Origin of the sequence: Providencia sp. PROV267 (genome assembly GCF_028477825.1) — a bacterium.
Taxonomy (GTDB): Bacteria; Pseudomonadota; Gammaproteobacteria; order Enterobacterales; family Enterobacteriaceae; genus Providencia; species Providencia stuartii.
Genome location: NZ_JAMPLX010000005.1, coordinates 85,889 through 105,985, shown reverse-complemented (window position 1 = coordinate 105,985; position 20,097 = coordinate 85,889). Strand labels below are relative to the sequence as shown.

The 20,097-nt window shown below is 41.9% G+C and carries 16 protein-coding genes; 13 read left to right on the top strand and 3 right to left on the bottom strand.

Annotated elements, in window-relative coordinates:
• The 10 genes from iolD (at window position 1) to PR709_RS03660 (ending at window position 15,010) form a co-directional block, all read left to right on the top strand.
• Entirely contained in the window at window positions 1–1,938 is a 1,938-nt protein-coding gene (gene iolD / locus PR709_RS03705; RefSeq protein ID WP_014656440.1) for a 3D-(3,5/4)-trihydroxycyclohexane-1,2-dione acylhydrolase (decyclizing), read from the top strand.
• Between the two features lie 1,042 nt (window positions 1,939–2,980).
• A complete protein-coding gene (gene iolG, locus PR709_RS03700; protein ID WP_004922108.1) occupies window positions 2,981–3,967 on the top strand; it encodes an inositol 2-dehydrogenase in 987 nt (328 codons plus the stop codon).
• 119 nt (window positions 3,968–4,086) lie between these two features.
• Window positions 4,087–5,775 (top strand): solute:sodium symporter family transporter, encoded by a 1,689-nt coding sequence (locus PR709_RS03695; RefSeq protein ID WP_004922104.1) that lies wholly within the window; start codon window positions 4,087–4,089, stop codon window positions 5,773–5,775.
• A gap of 16 nt (window positions 5,776–5,791) precedes the next feature.
• Window positions 5,792–7,663, top strand: coding sequence for a DUF294 nucleotidyltransferase-like domain-containing protein (locus PR709_RS03690; RefSeq protein WP_272570726.1), 1,872 nt, complete (start codon window positions 5,792–5,794; stop codon window positions 7,661–7,663).
• Window positions 7,660–8,364, top strand: coding sequence for a 3'-5' exonuclease (locus tag PR709_RS03685; protein ID WP_004922098.1), 705 nt, complete (start codon window positions 7,660–7,662; stop codon window positions 8,362–8,364). Before PR709_RS03690 ends, PR709_RS03685 begins: the two co-directional genes overlap by 4 nt.
• Before the next feature lie 276 nt (window positions 8,365–8,640).
• Window positions 8,641–9,774, top strand: coding sequence for a Gfo/Idh/MocA family protein (locus PR709_RS03680; protein ID WP_014656438.1), 1,134 nt, complete (start codon window positions 8,641–8,643; stop codon window positions 9,772–9,774).
• 20 nt (window positions 9,775–9,794) lie between these two features.
• Complete coding sequence (locus tag PR709_RS03675) at window positions 9,795–11,699, top strand: bifunctional 5-dehydro-2-deoxygluconokinase/5-dehydro-2-deoxyphosphogluconate aldolase (RefSeq protein ID WP_004922090.1); 1,905 nt, start codon at window positions 9,795–9,797, stop codon at window positions 11,697–11,699.
• Window positions 11,700–11,731: 32 nt separating this feature from the next.
• Window positions 11,732–12,625, top strand: a complete 894-nt coding sequence (gene iolE, locus PR709_RS03670; protein WP_004922086.1) for a myo-inosose-2 dehydratase — start codon at window positions 11,732–11,734, stop codon at window positions 12,623–12,625.
• 143 nt (window positions 12,626–12,768) lie between these two features.
• On the top strand, window positions 12,769–13,602 hold the full coding sequence (gene iolB, locus PR709_RS03665) for a 5-deoxy-glucuronate isomerase (protein ID WP_272570724.1): 834 nt from the start codon (window positions 12,769–12,771) through the stop codon (window positions 13,600–13,602).
• Window positions 13,603–13,897: 295 nt separating this feature from the next.
• Complete coding sequence (locus tag PR709_RS03660) at window positions 13,898–15,010, top strand: class II histone deacetylase (protein WP_014656437.1); 1,113 nt, start codon at window positions 13,898–13,900, stop codon at window positions 15,008–15,010.
• A 55-nt stretch (window positions 15,011–15,065) separates the two neighbouring features.
• On the opposite strand, the gene PR709_RS03655 is transcribed toward PR709_RS03660, so the two are convergent.
• Entirely contained in the window at window positions 15,066–15,707 is a 642-nt protein-coding gene (locus PR709_RS03655) for an NAD(P)-dependent oxidoreductase (protein ID WP_014656436.1), read from the bottom strand.
• A 213-nt stretch (window positions 15,708–15,920) separates the two neighbouring features.
• Window positions 15,921–16,889, bottom strand: a complete 969-nt coding sequence (locus tag PR709_RS03650; RefSeq protein ID WP_004922072.1) for an FUSC family protein — start codon at window positions 16,887–16,889, stop codon at window positions 15,921–15,923.
• A 207-nt stretch (window positions 16,890–17,096) separates the two neighbouring features.
• Here PR709_RS03650 and PR709_RS03645 point away from each other — a divergent pair, with 207 nt between their 5' ends.
• Entirely contained in the window at window positions 17,097–17,714 is a 618-nt protein-coding gene (locus PR709_RS03645) for a malonate decarboxylase holo-ACP synthase (protein WP_004922067.1), read from the top strand.
• Between the two features lie 127 nt (window positions 17,715–17,841).
• On the opposite strand, the gene PR709_RS03640 is transcribed toward PR709_RS03645, so the two are convergent.
• Window positions 17,842–18,480, bottom strand: coding sequence for a glutathione S-transferase family protein (locus tag PR709_RS03640; protein ID WP_014656435.1), 639 nt, complete (start codon window positions 18,478–18,480; stop codon window positions 17,842–17,844).
• 406 nt (window positions 18,481–18,886) lie between these two features.
• Between PR709_RS03640 and PR709_RS03635 the strand changes: the two genes are divergently transcribed.
• Window positions 18,887–19,444: a cytochrome b gene (locus PR709_RS03635; RefSeq protein ID WP_004922061.1), complete on the top strand. Its 558-nt coding sequence runs from the start codon at window positions 18,887–18,889 to the stop codon at window positions 19,442–19,444.
• Window positions 19,445–19,458: 14 nt separating this feature from the next.
• On the top strand, window positions 19,459–20,037 hold the full coding sequence (locus PR709_RS03630) for a YceI family protein (protein WP_014656434.1): 579 nt from the start codon (window positions 19,459–19,461) through the stop codon (window positions 20,035–20,037).
• Window positions 20,038–20,097: the final 60 nt, after the last annotated feature.

Here is a 20,097-nt window from a genome sequence, read left to right as displayed (position 1 = left end):
ATGAATAAGCAGACAATGACCACAGCTCAGGCATTAGTTAAGTTTCTTAACCAACAATATGTTGAGGTTGATGGCGAGCAGTATCCGTTTATTCAGGGAGTATTTACCATCTTCGGCCATGGTAACGTAGTAGGTTTAGGGCAGGCGCTAGAAGAAGCGCCTGGACACCTGCAAGTTTATCAAGGATGCAATGAACAAGGGATGGCGCATATTGCTACAGGGTTTGCGAAACAGAAAAAACGCAAGCAAATTTGTGCAGTGACATCCTCTGTTGGGCCGGGGGCAGCAAATATGGTGACGGCGGCTGCGACAGCGACCGCGAATCGCATCCCTCTTTTATTGCTGCCAGGTGATACTTTCGCAACACGTCAGCCTGATCCAGTATTACAGCAAGTTGAGCAATATGGTGATGGCACGATCAGTACGAATGATTGTTTCCGGCCTGTTTCGCGTTATTGGGATCGGGTATCTCGTCCAGAGCAATTGATGTCAGCGATGATCAATGCCATGCGTGTCTTAACCGACCCGGCAGATACGGGAGCGGTAACAATCTGCTTGCCACAAGATGTTCAAGGTGAAGCTTGGGATTATCCGGACTATTTCTTTGCTAAACGTGTTCATCGCATTGAACGTCGTCCAGCGACAACCGTGAGTTTAGAAGAAGCGGTCAGTTTAATTCGTAGCAAGAAAAAGCCACTGTTAGTCTGCGGTGGTGGGGTACGTTATTCCGAAGCGCATGATGCTTTCCGTACTTTCGCGGAGCACTATGCAATCCCATTTGGCGAAACTCAAGCAGGTAAAAGTGCCATTGTGGCAAGCCACCCTTTAAATGTGGGGGGTATTGGTACAACAGGCGGCCTAGCCGCGAACCTACTAGCAAAAGAAGCCGATTTAGTGATTGGTGTGGGAACACGTTTCACTGACTTTACTACCGCATCAAAGTCGCTGTTTAGTCACCCTGATGTACAGTTTTTGAATATTAACGTTGCTGAGTTTGATGCCTATAAGCTCGATGCCTTAAAAATTATTGCAGATGCAAAAGAAGGGCTAACGGCACTGGATGCTTTATTACAAGGTACTGGCTATCAAGCACAGTGGGGTGAGCGTATTCAACAAGCTAAGCAACAGTGGCAATCTGAGTTAGATAGATTATTCTCGATTCAATATAGCCCATTGAATTTTGTGCCAGAAATAGCGGGTCACCTTGATGATAAATTAGAGGAGTATCGTGAAGCGCTTGGTACAGAGTTGGCACAGACTCGCGTCTTGGGGCTAATGCAGCGCCATATGGAAGATGATGCCATCGTTGTTGGTGCAGCAGGGTCATTGCCGGGAGACTTACAGCGTATTTGGTTACCTAAGCATCCTGATACTTATCATTTGGAATATGGTTATTCATGTATGGGGTATGAAATTGCTGCTGCCATTGGCGCAAAAATAGCAGCCCCGGAACAACCTGTTTATGCGATGGTCGGTGATGGCTCCTATTTGATGCTACACAGTGAGTTACAAACGGCTATCCAAGAAAACGTGAAGATCACCATTCTGTTATTCGATAACGCAGGTTTTGGTTGTATTAATAATCTGCAAATGAGTCAAGGCATGGGGAGTTTCGGAACGGAAAACCGTCATCGTAACCCACAAACAGGGCAAATGGATGGTCCATTAGTTAAAGTTGATTTTGCTAAAAATGCCGAAAGTTATGGGTGTAAGAGTTATCGCGTACATGATGAAGCTCAATTGATCGCCGCAATTGAGGATGCTAAATCGCATTCAGGTTGTGTATTAATTGATATCAAAGTACTCCCTAAAACGATGACTAACGGTTATGAAGCGTGGTGGCGTACCGGAACAGCGCAGGTCGCGAAGAAACCGGAAGTGGTTGCCGCAGCAGACAAAATCAAAGACATGGTTGCTAACCGAGTACGGCAGTACTAAATCATTACTCTGTAGGGAGGGTAATGGGCTAAATGCTTTAGCCATCTCTTTGCATCGCTCAAAATAAGTTGAAATATGCTTGTTTAATAAGGGGAAATAATCCGCCTTAGCCAATCGGCACATTGAAATATTGAGAGCGGTGATGAGCTCTAATCAGACAAGATCAGGTTATTTATCGGGAAGTTTGCATGGATGCAGTGGTTGTTATTTGACGATTAAAGTGGTTGACGTCATTAGGTTATTTCTTTTACCCAGCGAAAGCTGGGTTTTTTGTTTGTCCATTTTGGGCATTGAAGGTTAAAAGCGATTTAATAAAATGATGAGCGTCGGCAAAGACTAAGTGAGATTGATGAAAAAAGTACCATCAATCAGCGAAGAAGAGACACCTCAATGTTTCTCTAATAGGGCTGGGCATTGTCGAAGATTGTCGGGAAAGCAATATGATTTAGGTTGATGTATCACGGCAAGTGTTAACTCGTTTTACCGAGTGCGAGAAAAAACGCATTTTGGTGAAGGTATGAAGTACTCGTTGGTGAAATGGCAACAACAATTCAAAGTCGAAAAGTCGTTTTTTTGGCATAAAGTGGCGTAACTCCTTTCACTTCACATCTTAAAGCTGTTCCTTTGATCGTTGGTCGTTCAGTTCGCTGGGAGCTTATCTTGTGCCATATTTATGGTTTTAGCGGGGGAACTCACGTCGACTCTTTCATTTTATCAGGAAAAAGGCAGTCAAAATAAAAGGAGTCGCTGTGACGAAATGATAATTAATGAAATGAACATTCCAAAATATCCGTTAAGTTGAATATCTCCCGTTATTAACCTTACTCTAATTGTGACTATCGGCATGCTCTAAAGGCTAATTGATTGAGTTTACATTGTTATTTTGTGATCAGAATAACACTAAAAATCCACTTTATTATAGCAATTGTTATCTAGTCCTCAAAAACATAATTTTCAATTAATTATAAATTGAAATGAATGTTTTATTTGTTATATTTCATCATATCCTAATAGTGGATTTATCGCCTCAAGGAGCATTTCAATGTTCAATATAGCACTATTTGGCGCAGGACGTATCGGGCAGGTTCATGCTGTCAATATTGCCGGCCACAAAGAAACTACACTTTACTCTGTGATTGACCCTTACCAACCTAATGCGCAAGCATTGGCTGAGAAGTACCAAGCGAAAGTTCAATCTACAGAAGAAGCGATGCAGGACCCAAATGTTCATGGCGTTCTGATTGCTTCTGCAACGGATACTCACGCAGATTTAATTGAACTTGCTGCAAAAAATAAGAAAGTGATTTTTTGTGAAAAGCCGGTGCACTTAGATCTTGAGCGTGTTAAAGCGTGCTTAAAAAGCGTTAAAGAGCACAATGTACCTCTCTTTATTGGCTTCAACCGCCGCTATGACCCACAATTTCGCCACCTGAAAAATTTATTCGAACAAGGCGCAATTGGTAAAGCTGAATCTTTAATTATTACATCACGGGATCCATCACCTCCACCAGCGGAATACGTTAAGGTTTCCGGTGGTATGTTCAGAGATATGACAATTCATGACTTTGATATGGCTCGCTTTATGATTGGCGAAAACCCATGCTCAGTCTATGCACAAGGTAGCAATGTCGTTGATCCTGCAATAGGGCAAGCAGGGGATATTGATACCGCGTTTATTATTTTGAAATTTCCATCAGGAGCCATGGCAACCATCTCTAATAGCCGTCGTTCAGGTTATGGCTATGACCAACGTATCGAATTACATGGTGAAAAAGGGTTGTTAACAGCAGGGAATATCAAAGAAAACAGCGTTGAGTTTTTAAGTGATGTTGGTTGCTTATCCGCAAAACCTGAATTCTTCTTTTTGCAGCGTTACCACGAAGCGTATAAAGCAGAATGGGAGCATTTTGTCGATATCCTTGCAGGCCGTGCTGAATCAGAGACAACAGGTACAGATGGTGAATTGGCGCTTTACTTAGCAGACAAAGCCCTAGAATCACTAAAAACAGGCAAAGAAATTCAACTTTAGTTTTAAATACCTCTTGTTTACCGATTACTAAATAAAAAGCGGGAATGCCATTCCCGCTTTATCAGTCACCTTACATAAATTTATGCGCTAATTATAAATAGAAAGGCTTGGGGGTACTAATGCTGGCTCTACTTTCATTTATCGGCTTTACCTTATTGGTTGCTGGGATTGCTTATTATAAAACCCGAAATGCACATTTGACCTCGTCTGCCGAGGGCTATTTTTTGGGTGGCCGTTCCATGACTGGCCTGTATATCGGTGGCTCTATGCTACTGATGAATTTATCTACTGAACACCTTGTGGGACTAAATGGTTTATCTTTCCGAACCGGTTTTATTGTAATGGCTTGGGAAGTTATGGCGGCATTAACCATTGTGTTATTCGCTATTTATTTTTTACCGAAATATCTTAAATTAGGTATTTCGACTATTCCGGAATATTTAGAGCGCCGTTTTGATAAAAACACCTTATTAATTACCTCTATTTTATTCCTCGCAATGTATGTGATTTCATTGCTACCTATTGTGTTATATACGGGAGCTATTGCTCTTGAAAGCTTATTCCAAGTTTCACATGTTTTTAATGTCGATAAAACAACCGCCCTGTGGATTATGGTATGGGGAGTTGGTGGTTTAGGCGCTATTTACGCCATTTTTGGTGGTATTAAGGCGATCGCGATTGCAGATACTGTGAACGGCGCAGGTTTGATTATTGGCGGTCTATTAGTGACAATATTTGCCCTGATTTATGTGGGAGATGGCAACGCTTGGGCTGGATTAACTGAAGTCTATCAATCACATCCAGAGAAATTTAACTCCATTGGTGATGAAGACTCACTCGTACCATTCTCGACTCTATTTACAGGGTTAATTGTTTCAAATATGTTTTTCTGGTGTACTAACCAGTCAATTGTCCAAAAATCATTGGGTGCTAAAAACTTAGCGGAAGGGCAAAAAGGGGTGATGCTCTGCGCGTTCTTTAAGTTGATCATCCCATCAATCATTATTTTACCGGGTATTATTGCATTCCATATTCTTAATGGCGAAATTGATAATCCAGATAACGCTTATCCCGTCTTAGTACACATGGTTCTACCTGAATTCTTAGTTGGATTCTTTGCCGCGGTGGTGGTTGGTGCAGTTTTCTCAACATTTAGTGGTGGTTTGAACTCTTCGGTCACTTTATTTACGGTTAATATTTATAAAGATCGTATCAATAAGAATGCGACAGAAGCTCAGACGGTTAAAGTCGGTAAATATTTGGGGATCGCTTTAGCGCTGGCAACCATGATTATAGCTCCTTTGGTTGCTAATGCTCCTGATGGCTTATTCTATTTAATTCAACAATTACAAGGTATCTTTAACGCACCTATTTTAAGTGTGGTGTTAGTTGGTTTGATGACTAAGCGTGTTCCTGCCATTGCTGCAAAATTAGGTTTATTGTTTGGTATGTCTGCTTACATCATTTGTAACTTTATTTTGGATCTAGATATCCACTTCTTCCATTTAGTGGGCATTTTGTTTGTCGCAAATATCCTCTTTATGCTGACTATTGGTTACTTCTTCCCGGGTAAACCTTATGAAGATGTTTATACTGAACAGGTTGATATCTCACCATGGCGTTTTGCGACCCCTGTTGCTTGCTTGATTGTACTAGGCGCTATCTCAATGTATGTCTATTTGGCTCAAGGTGCACCAAGCTATGTCATGATTGGTTACTATATTTTTGCCGCTATCCTTTTAACCTTTATTATTTATAAATTCTCAAAGGCGTGGTTAGTGGGTAAAACTCAGTCGGTTAATGCATAAAGGAGAGTGACGTATTATGGAGCCATCACTTATCCCGATGGTTAAGCAGTTTATCTCACAGCGTGACCCATTTGATCGCTTAGATGATATGCAGATAGACCAATTAGTAAATAGCGTTGAAATTAGCTATTTGACTCAACGGGATGTGTTGAAGCCGCACCAAATTGCTGGTCAAGGTTTATATCTGGTAAGAACGGGAGCGGTGGAACAACGTTATGAGGATGGCTCCTTAAGAGCAAGGCTGGGGTCTGGGGATGTTTTTGGGTTCAGTGTGTTAAACAAAACCCCAGAATCCCCCGGTGAATACCAAGTGATCGCTATAGAAAACACATTGCTTTATTGCATCCCTCGCGACTCGTTGTTGTTAGCGATGGAACAAAACCAAGCGGTTCGCCATCATTTTGCTTGTGAGGAAGGGCAGCGATTAGCATCACGGCCCAAAATCGATAACCTCACAGAAGATAGCCTGTTGTACTTAAATCCAGTCTCCTCCATTGAAAATGGCAATATCGTCGTGATTACACCCGGCACAAGTGTTCAAGATGCAGCTCAAGAGATGGTGAGAAAGCACCGTTCATCGGCATTAGTCATGGATGGGGAGACATTACTCGGGATCATTACCGATCGTGATCTGACGAAGCGGGTTGTGGCTTTAGGGCTGGATATTAAAACCCCCGTCAGCAAAGTGATGACTGAAAACCCAATCACCATTGCAGCCAATGCTCCTATCATTAATGCCATTGAATTGATGATGCAGCATAACATTCGTAGCTTACCAGTGATGATAAACCACCGTATCACTGGTGTTTTAACTGCAACGAGCTTAGTGCAGAAAAACAGCATGCAAGCGGTGTATTTGATTAGCCGCATTTATCGCCAAGAGAGCCTTGCTGAATTAAAAATGCTTGGGATACAAAGGCAAGCTGTGTTTGAGTCTTTGATTGAATCCGGTGTTCAATCACACACTATTCAATTAATGATGACATTAATTGCTGATGCATTTAATAAGCAATTGTTAAGGCTGGCGGAACGAGAGCTAGGAGAGCCTCCCTGTGACTATTGCTGGTTTGCCGCAGGTTCACAGGCACGACAAGAGATGCATTATCTTTCAGACCAAGACAATGGGATCATTTTAGCGCGTGAAGTGACTAAGGAGGAGGAGGGCTGGTTTAGGCAACTGGCAGAGTATGTCTGCTATGGTTTAGACGAGTGCGGCTATTCTCTCTGTCCTGGGCATATTATGGCGACCAATCCCAAGTGGTGTAAGCCGTTAACACAGTGGCAGACCTATTATCAACAGTGGCTCAAAGAGCCTGAGCAACTGGCCTTATTAAACATTTCAGTTTTTTTAGATATTCGGTTTCTTTATGGTAGCCAAGTGCTGTTTAACTCATTGGTGCGTTCAGCAGAATCACATTTAAAAGGAAGTAAGCGGTTACTTTCAATGTTGGTCGCTAATTCAACGCGCATAAATCCACCTTTAGGTATGTTTAGGCAGTTTGTGTTGGTTAAAAATGGCGAAAACCACAGTGTCTTTAATATTAAAAAGCAAGCCGTTAATTTATTAGTGGAGCTTGCACGAGTTTACGCATTAGAAGCTGGTATTTTTACGCCATCAACCTTGACTCGGTTTGAAGTGGCACGTGATTCAGGCATTATCAGTGCAGCGTCTTGCCAAGAGTTAACAGAAGCTTATTTGTTTATTAATCAGGTGCGATTTGGCTGCCAGCGCAGGGCATTGTTAGCCGGAGATGCGTTATCGAATTTAATTGTGCCTCAGCGGCTCACGCAATTTGAACGAAATCATTTGAAAGATGCGTTTCGTATTATAGCTCGCACGCAAGAAGCGGCGGAACAACGTTATCATGCTAAAGGTGTGATGAAATGATAGGTTCAATGCTGTGTTACCACCAGCCATTGGCGCGTTTAGCACGTCGCCGTGCGAAATTATTGCGTTCACCCCAACTACCGAAGCTATTGCAGGCAGCCTTACAATCACCGATACCGAGCGAGGATAGTTTATTAAAAACCCAACAAATTCTGTCGATTGATTTAGAAACTACAGGGTTAGATCCTGAAAAAGATAGAATTTTAAGTATTGGGATGGTGACCATTGCAGATAGCAAAATCCTACTCAAAAGCGCCCAACACTATTATGTGAATGATAACGAACCGGTGAAAGCAGAAACGGCGGTGATTAACCACATTACGCCGGAACAGCTCAGCGATGGGGTATCGTTGCCTCACGCCATTGCATCATTTTTACATGAAGCAAAAGGTAAGTGTATTTTGGCGCACGGTAGTGCGATAGAACATGCTTTTCTTTCTAAGGCATTGAATATCAAAGAACTCCCTTTGCTCTGGTTTGATACGCTTAACATTGAAAAAACGTTACTAAGCCATAAGAATATTAATCGTAATGACTTTAGTCTGTCAGCCTTAAGAAGCCGTTATCAGCTACCCGATTATGATGCCCACAATGCGCTCTCTGATGCTATTGCTACAGCAGAACTCTTTTTAGCGCAATCTAAAGTGATTTACCCTTCCCAACATCCTGTTATTAAACAGCTCTATAAGCGCTCACAATAATATTTATAATGATTTTTTGAAATTTTCATTTCATTTTTAACCCTTTTTTATTTCATTCGTGAGATCAGATATAAAGAATATTATTTTTATTTCTTTATATATTAACTAATTACACAAAAAATTAAGGCTAGATCACATAATGAAATTAATATTTCTCGTTTTGTTGAAAATGAAATAAATATTCCGTATAAAGTCAGTATCAAATAAAAACATCAGGCACAGACATCGGGCTAGCTTGCGCTACACATGATGAGTTGCACGAAGGGAGAATACAGAATGAAAGAAATCCGCATTGGTCTGATTGGTACTGGCTATATTGGTCGTGCTCACGCAATAGCTTATGCGCAAGCGCCGACTGTTTTCCCATTAAAAGGTAAATTGGTTCGCGAAATGATCGCGGAAGTCACGCCTGAATTAGCCGAAGCACGTGCTAAAGAGTTGGGCTTTAATCGCTCAACGGATGATTGGCGAAAATTAGTTGCGGACCCAAACATTGATGTGGTCGATATTTGTTCACCAAACTTTTTGCACAAAGAGATGGCGATGGAAGCAATTAAGCATGGCAAACATGTTTATTGCGAAAAACCATTAGCCCTCAACTCTGACGATGCGAAAGAGATGGTGGCTGCCGCTGAGAAAGCTGGTGTGAAAACCTTAGTGGGTTTTAATTACATGAAAAACCCAACGGCACAATTGGCAAAAGAGATCATCGCTAATGGTGAGATTGGAGAAGTTATTCATTTCTACGGCACTCATAATGAAGATTATATGGCAGATCCTAATGCACCAATCCATTGGCACTGCTTTAAAGAAAAAGCCGGTTTAGGTGCTCTAGGTGATTTGTCAGCCCATATTGTCAACATGGCGCAATTCTTAGTCGGTGATATTGAAACGGTATGCGGTGATATGGAAATTGTCATTAAGCAGCGTCCAGAAAAGGCCGGCTCGTCAGTGATGGTCGATGTGGAAAACGAAGATCAGGCCCATGCCATGGTTCGTTTTGCGAGTGGAGCGATGGGCGTTATCGAAACTTCACGGATCGCGGCAGGGCGTAAAATGGGGTTAACCTATGTGGTTACGGGTACTAAAGGGACTTTATCCTTCACCCAAGAGAGAATGGCTGAGCTAAAACTATACCGCCATGATGAGCCTTCCAATCGCCAAGGTTTTAAAACAATTTTAGTTGGTCCAGAGCATCCTGACTATGCACCTTTCTGTAATGGCGCAGGGCATGGTATTGGGTTTAATGACCAAAAAACAGTTGAAGTCCGCGATTTAATTGATGGTGTCGCGACCGGTGAAAATATGTGGCCTGATTTTGAAGAGGGCTGGAAAGTGTCGCGTATTCTCGATGCTATCGCACGTTCTTATGAAGAACAGCGTTGGGTTAAAGTCACTGAAATCAATTAATTCTGTTCAAGGGGTAATTAATGGATAAGCAGAAGAAGTTAGATGTTATCTGCATGGGCCGTATCGCCGTTGACCTTTACGGACAGCAGATAGGTGCACGCTTAGAAGATATGAGTAGCTTTGCTAAGTATCTCGGAGGATCTTCAGGGAACGTTGCGTACGGAACAGCAATACAAGGCTTGAAGTCATCAATGTTGGCGCGTGTTGGTGATGAGCACATGGGACGTTTTATCCGTGAAGAATTACAGCGGGTAGGTTGTGATACTAGCCATCTAATTACGGATAAAGAGCGATTAACTGGGTTAGTGATCTTGGGGATCAAAGATGAAGATACTTTCCCTCTGATCTTCTACCGTGAAAACTGTGCAGATATGGCTATCACGCCAGATGACTTTAGTGAAGAGTACATTGCATCGGCACGTTGTCTGGCGATTACAGGCACCCATTTATCACACCCTAAAACCCGAGCAGCAGTGTTAAAAGCCCTAGAATACGCGAAACGCAACGGGGTGAAAACGGCGATTGATATCGATTACCGTCCAGTACTTTGGGGACTCACTTCATTAGGGGATGGTGAAACCCGCTTTATTGAATCGGACAAAGTGACAGAACAGCTGCAAGAGGTTTTATCGTTATTTGATCTGATTGTCGGAACAGAAGAAGAGTTCCATATTGCAGGTGGCTCTACCGACACCATTCAAGCACTAAAAAATATTCGTCAATTGACCGGCGCTGAACTGGTGTGTAAACGAGGTGCACTTGGATGCTCAGTATTTACTGATGCAATCCCAGACACCTTGGATGAAGGTATTACTGTCAAAGGGGTACGGGTTGAAGTCCTGAATGTATTGGGAGCAGGTGACGCCTTTATGTCGGGCTTACTTCGCGGTTATCTCAATGGAGAAGGTTGGGAAAAAGCCTGTACTTATGCCAATGCGTGTGGCGCGCTGGTGGTTTCTCGTCATGGCTGTGCACCGGCGATGCCAAGTCAGCTTGAGTTAGATAACTATCTTGAGCGTGCGGCGGTTGTACCGCGCCCTGACTTAGATCCGATGTTAAATCACTTACATCGTGTTACGACTCGTGCAACACAGTGGGAAGAGCTGTGTGTCATGGCTTTTGATCATCGAATTCAGTTCGTTGATATGGCTCGCGCGGCGGGAGCTGATGTTTCATGTATTCCTTATCTGAAAAAATTGATTTTCCGTGCCAGCCGTGAAGTCGCGGAGGAAGCAAACTTACAAGGTAAAGCGGGGCTACTGTGTGACAGTACATTTGGTCAAGACGTGCTAAATGATGTGACGGGACGTGGTTGGTGGATTGGGCGTCCAATTGAACTACCGGCTTCAAGACCGCTGTGTTTAGAGCACGGTAATATTGGCTCACAGCTAGTCAGTTGGCCAAAAGAGCATATTGTGAAGTGCTTAGTTTTCTTCCACCCAGAAGATAACCATCCACTACGCCTTGAGCAGGAAAAAACGGTACAAGAGGTCTATAGCGCTTGTTGCCAATCCGGCCATGAACTACTGCTTGAAGTTATTCTACCGGCTGATATGGAACGTAATGACGAACTATACCTCAGAGCCATCAAACGCTTCTATAACCTTGGTATCAAGCCAGATTGGTGGAAACTGCCGCCATTGAAAGCCGAGAATTGGGATGAAGTGGATAGATTGATCCAAGAGCGAGACCCTTACTGCCGTGGTGTCGTGTTACTGGGTCTTGATGCGCCACAATCAGAGCTAGAAGCGGGTTTCAATGCTGCTGCTGGGAAATCGATTGTAAAAGGGTTTGCAGTAGGTCGCACCTTATTTGGTAAACCTTCTCTCGCATGGATGAAAGGTGAACTGGATGATGACGCGTTAGTGCAGACCATTAAATCTAATTATCACAACCTGATCGCCTTATGGCGTCAGCGTAAATAATTTTACTCTTACCTATACACAGGAGCTTCATCATGGCAATCCAACTCGGAATTAACCCTTTGACATGGACCAATGATGATTTACCAACATTGGGCGCAGAAACGCCTTTAGAAACATGTTTAACTGAAGGTCGTCAGGCGGGGTTTGCCGGTTTTGAATTAGGCAATAAATTTCCACGTAAAGCCGAAATTTTAGGGCCAATTTTAGAAAAGCATGATCTTAAATTAGTTTCAGGTTGGTATTCAGGCGAACTACTGACTCGCAGCGTAGAAGAAGAAATTGAAGCAGTGCAAGGCCACTTAGCGTTATTACGCGATTTGGGCGCAAAAGTGATGGTGTTCGCGGAAGTCACTCACTGTATTCATGGCGACCAAGACAAACCTGTCCATATGCGTCCTTTGTTCCCTGCGGATAAATGGGAAGAATACGGTAAAAAATTAACCGAATTCGCTAAATATACCTTATCTCAAGGCGTACAAATCGCGTATCACCATCATATGGGAACCGTGATCGAATCAGCGGAAGATGTTGATAACCTGATGAAACACACCGGTGATGAAGTTGGTTTACTGCTTGATACAGGCCACTTAACGTTTGCCGGAGCAGATCCTGTCGAGGTTGCGAAACGTTGGGCTAAACGCATCAACCACGTTCACTGTAAAGATATTCGCCCTGATGTGCTAAAAGACGTGAAAAACCGTAAAACTAGCTTCTTAAATGCTGTTTTAGCGGGTGTCTTTACGGTTCCTGGTGATGGTTGTGTTGATTATCCAGCGGTATTTAAAGTATTGAAAAATAGCCAGTATGAAAATGGCTGGTTAGTGGTTGAAGCGGAGCAAGATCCTGCCATCGCTCATCCGCTGACTTATGCGACAATGGGCTATAAGAATCTGCATAAATTCGCGAAAGATGCAGGTCTTATCTAAATGACCATGGATAGCAAATCTCAATTATTTGAGTTGCTAATAATTGAAGAGTGAAGTTAGCCCGATGAGTCGAGTGATATCGATGATTCGGGTAACTGAGCTTCCACAGCTTAAAGTATTTTTTAGAGGCCGAGGTAAGCGATATGTCTAAATTATTATCAAAGTATCATTCTCCAGATGCGCATAAGCGTACTCAGCATATTACGCCTGAAATCGCCAACTGGGGATATGTGCACTTTGATGTGTATGAACTCAAACAAGGTGAATCTATTTCCTTGCCGGCATCTGAGAATGAAGTTTGTCTAGTGTTGGTTGCAGGTAAAGCAACGGTGAAAACGCCGGGGCAAACATTCGAAAATATCGGCGACCGTATGGATCCTTTTGAGCGCAAAAAGCCGTATGCAGTTTATGTGACAGCACAAGAAGCGGTTGAGGTGAAAGCAGAAACGGCGCTAGAGCTAGCAGTATGCCAAGCAAAAGGTAAAGGCACGTATCCGACACGCTTGATAGGGCCAGAAGACATTGATGCTGAGCAGCGTGGCCATGGTAATAACAAGCGTTATGTTCATAACATTCTACCTGATAATAAATCAGCAGATAGCTTACTGGTGGTTGAAGTCTTTACTGATGAAGGGTGCACAAGCTCTTACCCAAGTCACAAGCATGATACCGATAATGAACCCGCAGAAACTTATTTGGAAGAAACCTATTACCACCGTCTGAATCCATCTCAGGGTTTTTGTATGCAGCGTGTTTACACGGATGACCGTGAATTAGACGAGTGCATGGCGGTATATAATAAGGACGTCGTCATGGTGCCTAAAGGCTACCATCCAATGGCAACAATGGCGGGTTACGATAACTATTACTTAAATGTAATGGCTGGCCCGACACGTAAGTGGCTCTTTACGTGGGAAAAAGACCATAGTTGGATCAATAGTGAAACGTATGCCGCTAAACATCGTGATGAAGAGTAGTTATTAATACTCACAGACGGTTGTTTCTTGAATTAGTGAGAAACAGCCGAGGTTGTAGAGTACGTACCAAAACCAAACCAAAATCTGTTATCTATTGTTTGCCGGTAATTTATTACCGGCTTTTTTGTTTATTACGATATTAATAAGTTTACGATGCCATTATTGCCAGTAATAAACAGTATAAATGTGAAAAATTGAATTGTAATATCAGTCACATTATTAATATATTAACCTGTTTGTGTGTTTCCATTGTGTTAATTTTGTGTAAACAAAAAACATAATGAGTGAGGTGTCAATGAAGCGTAAAACAGGTTTTTTCTTCGATGAACATTGTTTTTGGCATAGTACTGGCTTACATGCCACAACGTTACCCGTTGGCGGCTGGGTACAGCCTCCCGCTGGAGCTTCACATGCGGAATCACCGGAAACGAAAAGGCGGCTGAAAAGCCTAATGGATGTTTCTGGTTTAAGCCGCTCTCTGATTTTATCTTCCGCTGAGCCTGCAACTGAAGAGACATTACTTAAAATACATCCTCAAGAATATTTAACCCGTTTTAAACAAGTGAGTGATAATGGGGGAGGGCTGTTGGGAAAAGAAGCACCATTAGGCCCTGGAAGCTATGAGATTGCTAAATTATCTGTAGGATTGGCTTGTGCTGCTGTAGAGGCAGTACTTAAAGGCGAACTGGACAATGCTTATAGTCTTTCACGTCCACCGGGTCACCACTGTTTACCGGATGAATCGATGGGATTTTGTTTCCTTGCGAATATCCCATTAGCGATCGAACGTGCTAAGACACTATTTAATATTGAGCGTATCGCTGTCATTGATTGGGATGTTCACCATGGCAATGGAACTCAACATATTTTTTGGGATCGCTCAGATGTTTTAACCATTTCAATACACCAAGATGGTTGTTTTCCTCCTGGGTACAGTGGGGAAGATGATATTGGTGGTGGAGATGGTACAGGGTATAACATAAATATTCCGCTACTCGCGGGAGCAGGGCACAACAGTTACATCTATGCGATGGAGCAGATAGTGATCCCTGCATTGGCACGTTTTAAGCCTGAATTGATTATTGTGGCGAGTGGTTATGATGCGAATGCCATGGATCCATTAGCCAGAATGCAACTGCATAGTGAGAGTTTTCGTGACATGACTCGTCTTGTGATGAATGCCGCGGATAGCTTGTGTGACGGTAAGTTAGTTATCGTTCATGAAGGTGGATATTCAGAGGCGTATGTGCCTTTCTGTGGACTTGCTGTTATAGAAGAGATGAGCGGTGTACGTACCGAAGTGGCTGACCCCTTATTGGATTTTATTAGGTTACAGCAACCAAGAGCGGAGTTTGAACATTTTCAGCAACAGTTACTGGATAAGCTGAAAAAGAAATTTGGCTTATAACCAAATAAGTTTAGGTTTGCTCCTCGTGATGTGAGTCAGGAGCAAACCCTGCTTTTTAATAAGCAGCTGTAAATTGTTTGCGAATAAATTGCGGCTTTTCTGCTTCATCAAGAATGGCAACCGCAAGATCTTCAACTGAAATTTTGGCAGGAACGTTACCGTTCATCAATAATTGGTTGCCTGCAAGCCGAAATGTTTGTGTGCGCTCACCTGATTCTAACACCGCGGCAGGAGAGACAAATGTCCAATCTAGCTCGGGGGTGTTTTGCAGTTGTTGTTTGAACTCTCTGACCGCTTGCGCTCCCGGTTTGATTTCAGCAGGGAAGTCAGGGGAATCGATTAATTCTACTCCAGGAGCGATTTCAAGACTCCCAGCACCCCCTACGACAATAAAGCGTTTAACGCCAGACTGTTTGACGGCCTGTAAAATAGCCTGATTGCCTGTCACTGTATCTTGATATAGGTTTGGGTTTTGCCAGCCGCCATTAAAAGCACTGATTACAATATCCTGCCCTTTAAGGCGTGCTGTTAGCCAAGCAATATCAGTAACATCCCCTGAAGCGGTGACTAAATGAGCATGTTGCTGTAGTTGGTTACTATGGCGAGAAATGGCTGTCACTTGATGTTGGCGAAATAAGGCTTCATTCACGAGAACCTTGCCGACGAAACCCGTCGCTCCAATAATCGATATTTTCATCATTTTCCCCGCAAGTTATTAATAACATTAAGCTATAGTGAAGTTTTATAGCTGCAATTGGATCAGATTTCCTACATCGCTCTATTTGAGTATATCTCAATGTGGAGAAGTATAGTGGTATTCCCTTAACCATTTACTGAACATTACGCGCAGTTTTCGGGGGAAATAATGGAAACGCCCTGAACACTCAGGGCATCTTAGCTAGACAGGTTGTTATTTGGCATCCCTAAACAGTTTTAAGATGATACTTGTGATAATGGCAATAACGCCACCTAATGCCGTTTCCAATACCCTATCAAATAGCAGTACATAGGCAGGGTGTCGCCAATAGATGACCTGTTCAAGCACGGAAAGGATCAAACTTGTCACGATAAAGGTCATAAAAGTATAACCATGATGGAAACTCATCGGCATTAAAAAGGCAAAAACCACAATAGCGGTAAGACCAATATAAGGCATCAAAGGGGTATTGAATAAAAAATAAAGTAAAATAACCGAGAGCAAACTACCCGCAACACGTTGTAGCGTTATATGAATAATACTTTGTGATTTTGGATGTAGAACAAACACAAATGTCAGTAGCGTCCAATAAAAATGGCCGAGCTCCAACATCCGAGGGATCGCTAACGAAAGTGATAAACCAATAGCATAAGTCATCGACCGAGGAATAATGTATTTGCGTAGCGTAAATAAATTTTGTTCGACGAGGCTACCAGTAAGGATAATATGGCGATGCATCTTCTTACTTAGCAGGTAACAGGTCATTAGGGTGACGCTGCTCCCAATTAAAAAACCCAGTGCAAGGCTCTTTGATATATCCGGTAGAACCGTTCCAATGGTTGACATGATAATCATAAATTTCATCGTCAAATCCATAACGGGATCGGTTCCATAGAGTTGATAATAAATAAAAGAGAAAATAGCTAGGTAAACATAAAAGCTGGTGCCTAACCGTAAGGTATCCCCAATAAAAATGGCGAGCATGATCATGGCTAACCAAAAAGCCGTATAGAAATAGTTTTTATACTCTTTAGCAGCGTTAAAAAGGTTAAAGGCATATAGTGTTGAGAAAGCGGCCCACATAGAAGCTTGTACATCCATAATGGCGAAAGCAACTGCTGCACTTAATAGCATACAGCCACTAAACATAAGACCGTCATTAATCGCTGGTATTTTCCTCATAAAAAGATGCTCACAAATTGCGGTGTAAGTTATTATTTATTAAAGTAAATTTATATTATCATAAATATCAGCCAAAGGTCTGTACTCAATCAATTAGAATGAAAATAGACACAAAATGCCAAATTCCATCTAACGGTATTTTTTGCCATCTAAAAATTGCATAATAATCTAAGAGCATGTCATTAGAATTAAAATAAGGAATCTGTAATGCAAGTGAATCCCCATGATTTTGTCTGGATCAGCAGCCTTGATGATTTACCCGTGGAATCACTGCCGGAATGGGTTATTTCTCAATGGAATAAGCAATTGCCATTGGTCGTGCGCCGAGAAGCAACGGATGAAAATAAACTTTCAGTGGGTATTCGAGGGATCAAACCGGGACAGCGTGTTATTACTCAAATAGATAAGTCAGCAATTACTCATATTATGAATGTAGAGTCTCTCGTTTCTAACTCACGAGAATTACAGCGCTCTATGTTTATCGCATTACCGCCAGTACAAGTATTATTATTACTTTCACAGCATAATTGGCCATGGAAATGGGCGGTGACAGGGAGCTGTGCCTATACATTAGTGACCGATATTCAAAGTATGCTCGCAGATTGTGATTTGGATGTTTTGATCCGTTGCCCTACACGCCATAAAAAAGAAGACTTTGCGGAGTTTGCCATTAAAGCGAATACGCCTTTATGCCGCATTGATATACATGTTGAGACACCAAAAGGTGGTTTCTCTTTGGCAGAATGGTTTAAAAACGAAAAAGTCACGCTTCATACGCCGAATGGCGATGTCATGACAGCAGATCCATGGGATGAAAACCTGTAATTGATGGTGTTACAACCGATATTTGCGGGCGATTTAGCCATATTGAACAAAAATTAGTTTTGATGCTCGTACAGATGATTTTTTTATAAACAATCGGTTAAGTTGGGCTGCAAACAGCCCAATCGTATTAGATATGTTCAACGCTTGGCTCTTCAAGCCCTGCTCGATACCATTCCTGCATTGCCGGTAACGCTAGCATGCGGTCAACCCATTGTTGAGCGGCATTACTCATAGGCAGTTGATAACTACGGATCCTAAAGGCGACAGGGGCGTAAAAAGCATCCACCGCCGTAAATTGATTCCCTGCTAGCCATGGTCCACCAAAGGTCGTAAAGCCTTCTTGCCATAACTGTTGAAGCCGATTAAGGTCGGCTTGTAATTCTCGAGAAAGTTTTTCTAATGGAGCTTGGTGAGTCAGATTCATCGGACATGTTTGGCGAAGCGCCGTGAATCCAGAGTGCATTTCTGCACTAGCGCAGCGAGCCCATGCACGTGCTTGTTTATCAGCAGGCCATACTTGAGGGAACGCTTCATAGAGATACTCACAAATCGCCAGCGAATCCCAGATCGTTTGCTTCCCATCGACTAAGCAAGGAACAAGACCAGTGGGCGAGAAATTTTTAAACTTATCGTGGCTACTTTTCCCTCTACCAGTTTCAAAATAACAGAGGTTTTCATCGAAAGGGATACCGAGCGTTTTGAGCAAAACCCAAGGGCGTAGTGACCACGAAGAGTAATTTTTATTAGCAATCCAAAGTTTGTACATAGTATGACCACCCTATATCGGTAGAATAATGAGAGGGAAGATAGTGGCTAACAAGCCCATTTAATTTAAGTGTTTTATGGACAATGACAACGATTTATTAGACAGAATACAAAATTAGGTTATATTTTTTTTATATAAGTTATAACGAAAATTATAGTTGCAATAAGAGTAATAAAAATAAATGGTTTCTTTTATTTACATAAACTGAAGATAATTTTATTTACATTAAATGATTGGCACTAGACAAATTGAAATTTATTGAAAAAACGATAATGTTGATAGTATTTGAATATGTTCAACAAAATATTTGTTTAAGTTAGGGATAGGAATAATTTAAAAATCCCCTTATGATTACGGCAGGTTATTAAAACAAATGATTACCTTTTAATTTATAAGGCTATTTATCATGCAATGGAAAAATAGTGCCACTCGTTATGGGCATATATCACTGCTCATACATTGGTTAGTTGCGATTGTTGTATATGGAATGTTCGCACTGGGTTTATGGATGGTGACCCTTGGTTACTATGATAGCTGGTATCATCAAGCACCCGAAATTCATAAAAGTATAGGTATTTTATTATTTATTGTTATGGCATTTCGTGTGATTTGGCGGTTTATTTCTCCGTCACCTAAACCGCTTGAGAGTTATAGTCGTTTAACCAAAATAAGTTCAGCGATCGCACAAATATTAATTTATGTGATTTTATTTAGTATTTTGATCAGTGGTTATTTAATCTCAACTGCTGATGGCCAACCCATTAGTGTTTTTGGTTGGTTTGAAGTACCCGCTTTATTTACTGGTGCAGCAACACAAGCAGATACAGCAGGGGATATTCATCTTTATCTTGCTTGGGCAGTTGTTTTGCTATCACTTTTACATGCCTTTGCAGCATTTAAACATCACTTCTTTGATGGTGATATTACTTTAAAAAGAATGTTGGGTTTTAATCCCGATAAATAAACGTGGAGAAAGATATGTTTAAGAAAACGGTTCTTGGTCTGGCAACTGGAGCATTATTTTTAACAGCAGGTTCTGCATTAGCTGAAACCTATAAATTTGATAAGCAAGGTCAACACGCATTTATCGAATTCCGTATCCAACATTTGGGTTATAGCTGGGTTTATGGCAGCTTTAAAGACTTTGATGGTAGCTTTACCTACGATGCAAAAGATCCTGCAAAAGACAAAGTCGAGGTGACAATTAAAACGGGTAGCATCGATACTAACCATGCTGAACGTGATAAGCACCTACGTAGTGGCGACTTCTTGAATGCGGCGAAGTACCCAGAAGCGAAATTTGTCTCTACTGACGTGAAAAAAGAGGGTGAAAATTACAAAATTACAGGTGATTTCACACTCAATGGTGTCACTAAACCTATCACTTTAGATGCTAAATTGATGGGTGAAGGTAAAGACCCTTGGGGGGGATACCGTGCTGGTTTTGAAGCACAAGGGAATATTAAACTGAAAGATTTTAACATCAAATCAGACTTAGGTCCTAAATCTCAAGAAGTTGAGTTGTTAATTTCAGTTGAAGGCGTGCAAGAGAAGTAATGATTCTTTAGCCTAAAATGCCCTCAATGCGACCCGCGCATTGGGGGCAATATATTTGGA

What these genes read in the sequence shown, in the direction of transcription:
- iolD (WP_014656440.1), top strand. Translation starts at nt 1, where the DNA reads ATGAATAAGCAGACAATGACCACAGCTCAGGCATTAGTTAAGTTTCTT.
- iolG (WP_004922108.1), top strand. Translation starts at nt 2,981, where the DNA reads ATGTTCAATATAGCACTATTTGGCGCAGGACGTATCGGGCAGGTTCAT.
- PR709_RS03695 (WP_004922104.1), top strand. Translation starts at nt 4,087, where the DNA reads ATGCTGGCTCTACTTTCATTTATCGGCTTTACCTTATTGGTTGCTGGG.
- PR709_RS03690 (WP_272570726.1), top strand. Translation starts at nt 5,792, where the DNA reads ATGGAGCCATCACTTATCCCGATGGTTAAGCAGTTTATCTCACAGCGT.
- PR709_RS03685 (WP_004922098.1), top strand. Translation starts at nt 7,660, where the DNA reads ATGATAGGTTCAATGCTGTGTTACCACCAGCCATTGGCGCGTTTAGCA.
- PR709_RS03680 (WP_014656438.1), top strand. Translation starts at nt 8,641, where the DNA reads ATGAAAGAAATCCGCATTGGTCTGATTGGTACTGGCTATATTGGTCGT.
- PR709_RS03675 (WP_004922090.1), top strand. Translation starts at nt 9,795, where the DNA reads ATGGATAAGCAGAAGAAGTTAGATGTTATCTGCATGGGCCGTATCGCC.
- iolE (WP_004922086.1), top strand. Translation starts at nt 11,732, where the DNA reads ATGGCAATCCAACTCGGAATTAACCCTTTGACATGGACCAATGATGAT.
- iolB (WP_272570724.1), top strand. Translation starts at nt 12,769, where the DNA reads ATGTCTAAATTATTATCAAAGTATCATTCTCCAGATGCGCATAAGCGT.
- PR709_RS03660 (WP_014656437.1), top strand. Translation starts at nt 13,898, where the DNA reads ATGAAGCGTAAAACAGGTTTTTTCTTCGATGAACATTGTTTTTGGCAT.
- PR709_RS03655 (WP_014656436.1), bottom strand. Translation starts at nt 15,707, where the DNA reads ATGAAAATATCGATTATTGGAGCGACGGGTTTCGTCGGCAAGGTTCTC.
- PR709_RS03650 (WP_004922072.1), bottom strand. Translation starts at nt 16,889, where the DNA reads ATGAGGAAAATACCAGCGATTAATGACGGTCTTATGTTTAGTGGCTGT.
- PR709_RS03645 (WP_004922067.1), top strand. Translation starts at nt 17,097, where the DNA reads ATGCAAGTGAATCCCCATGATTTTGTCTGGATCAGCAGCCTTGATGAT.
- PR709_RS03640 (WP_014656435.1), bottom strand. Translation starts at nt 18,480, where the DNA reads ATGTACAAACTTTGGATTGCTAATAAAAATTACTCTTCGTGGTCACTA.
- PR709_RS03635 (WP_004922061.1), top strand. Translation starts at nt 18,887, where the DNA reads ATGCAATGGAAAAATAGTGCCACTCGTTATGGGCATATATCACTGCTC.
- PR709_RS03630 (WP_014656434.1), top strand. Translation starts at nt 19,459, where the DNA reads ATGTTTAAGAAAACGGTTCTTGGTCTGGCAACTGGAGCATTATTTTTA.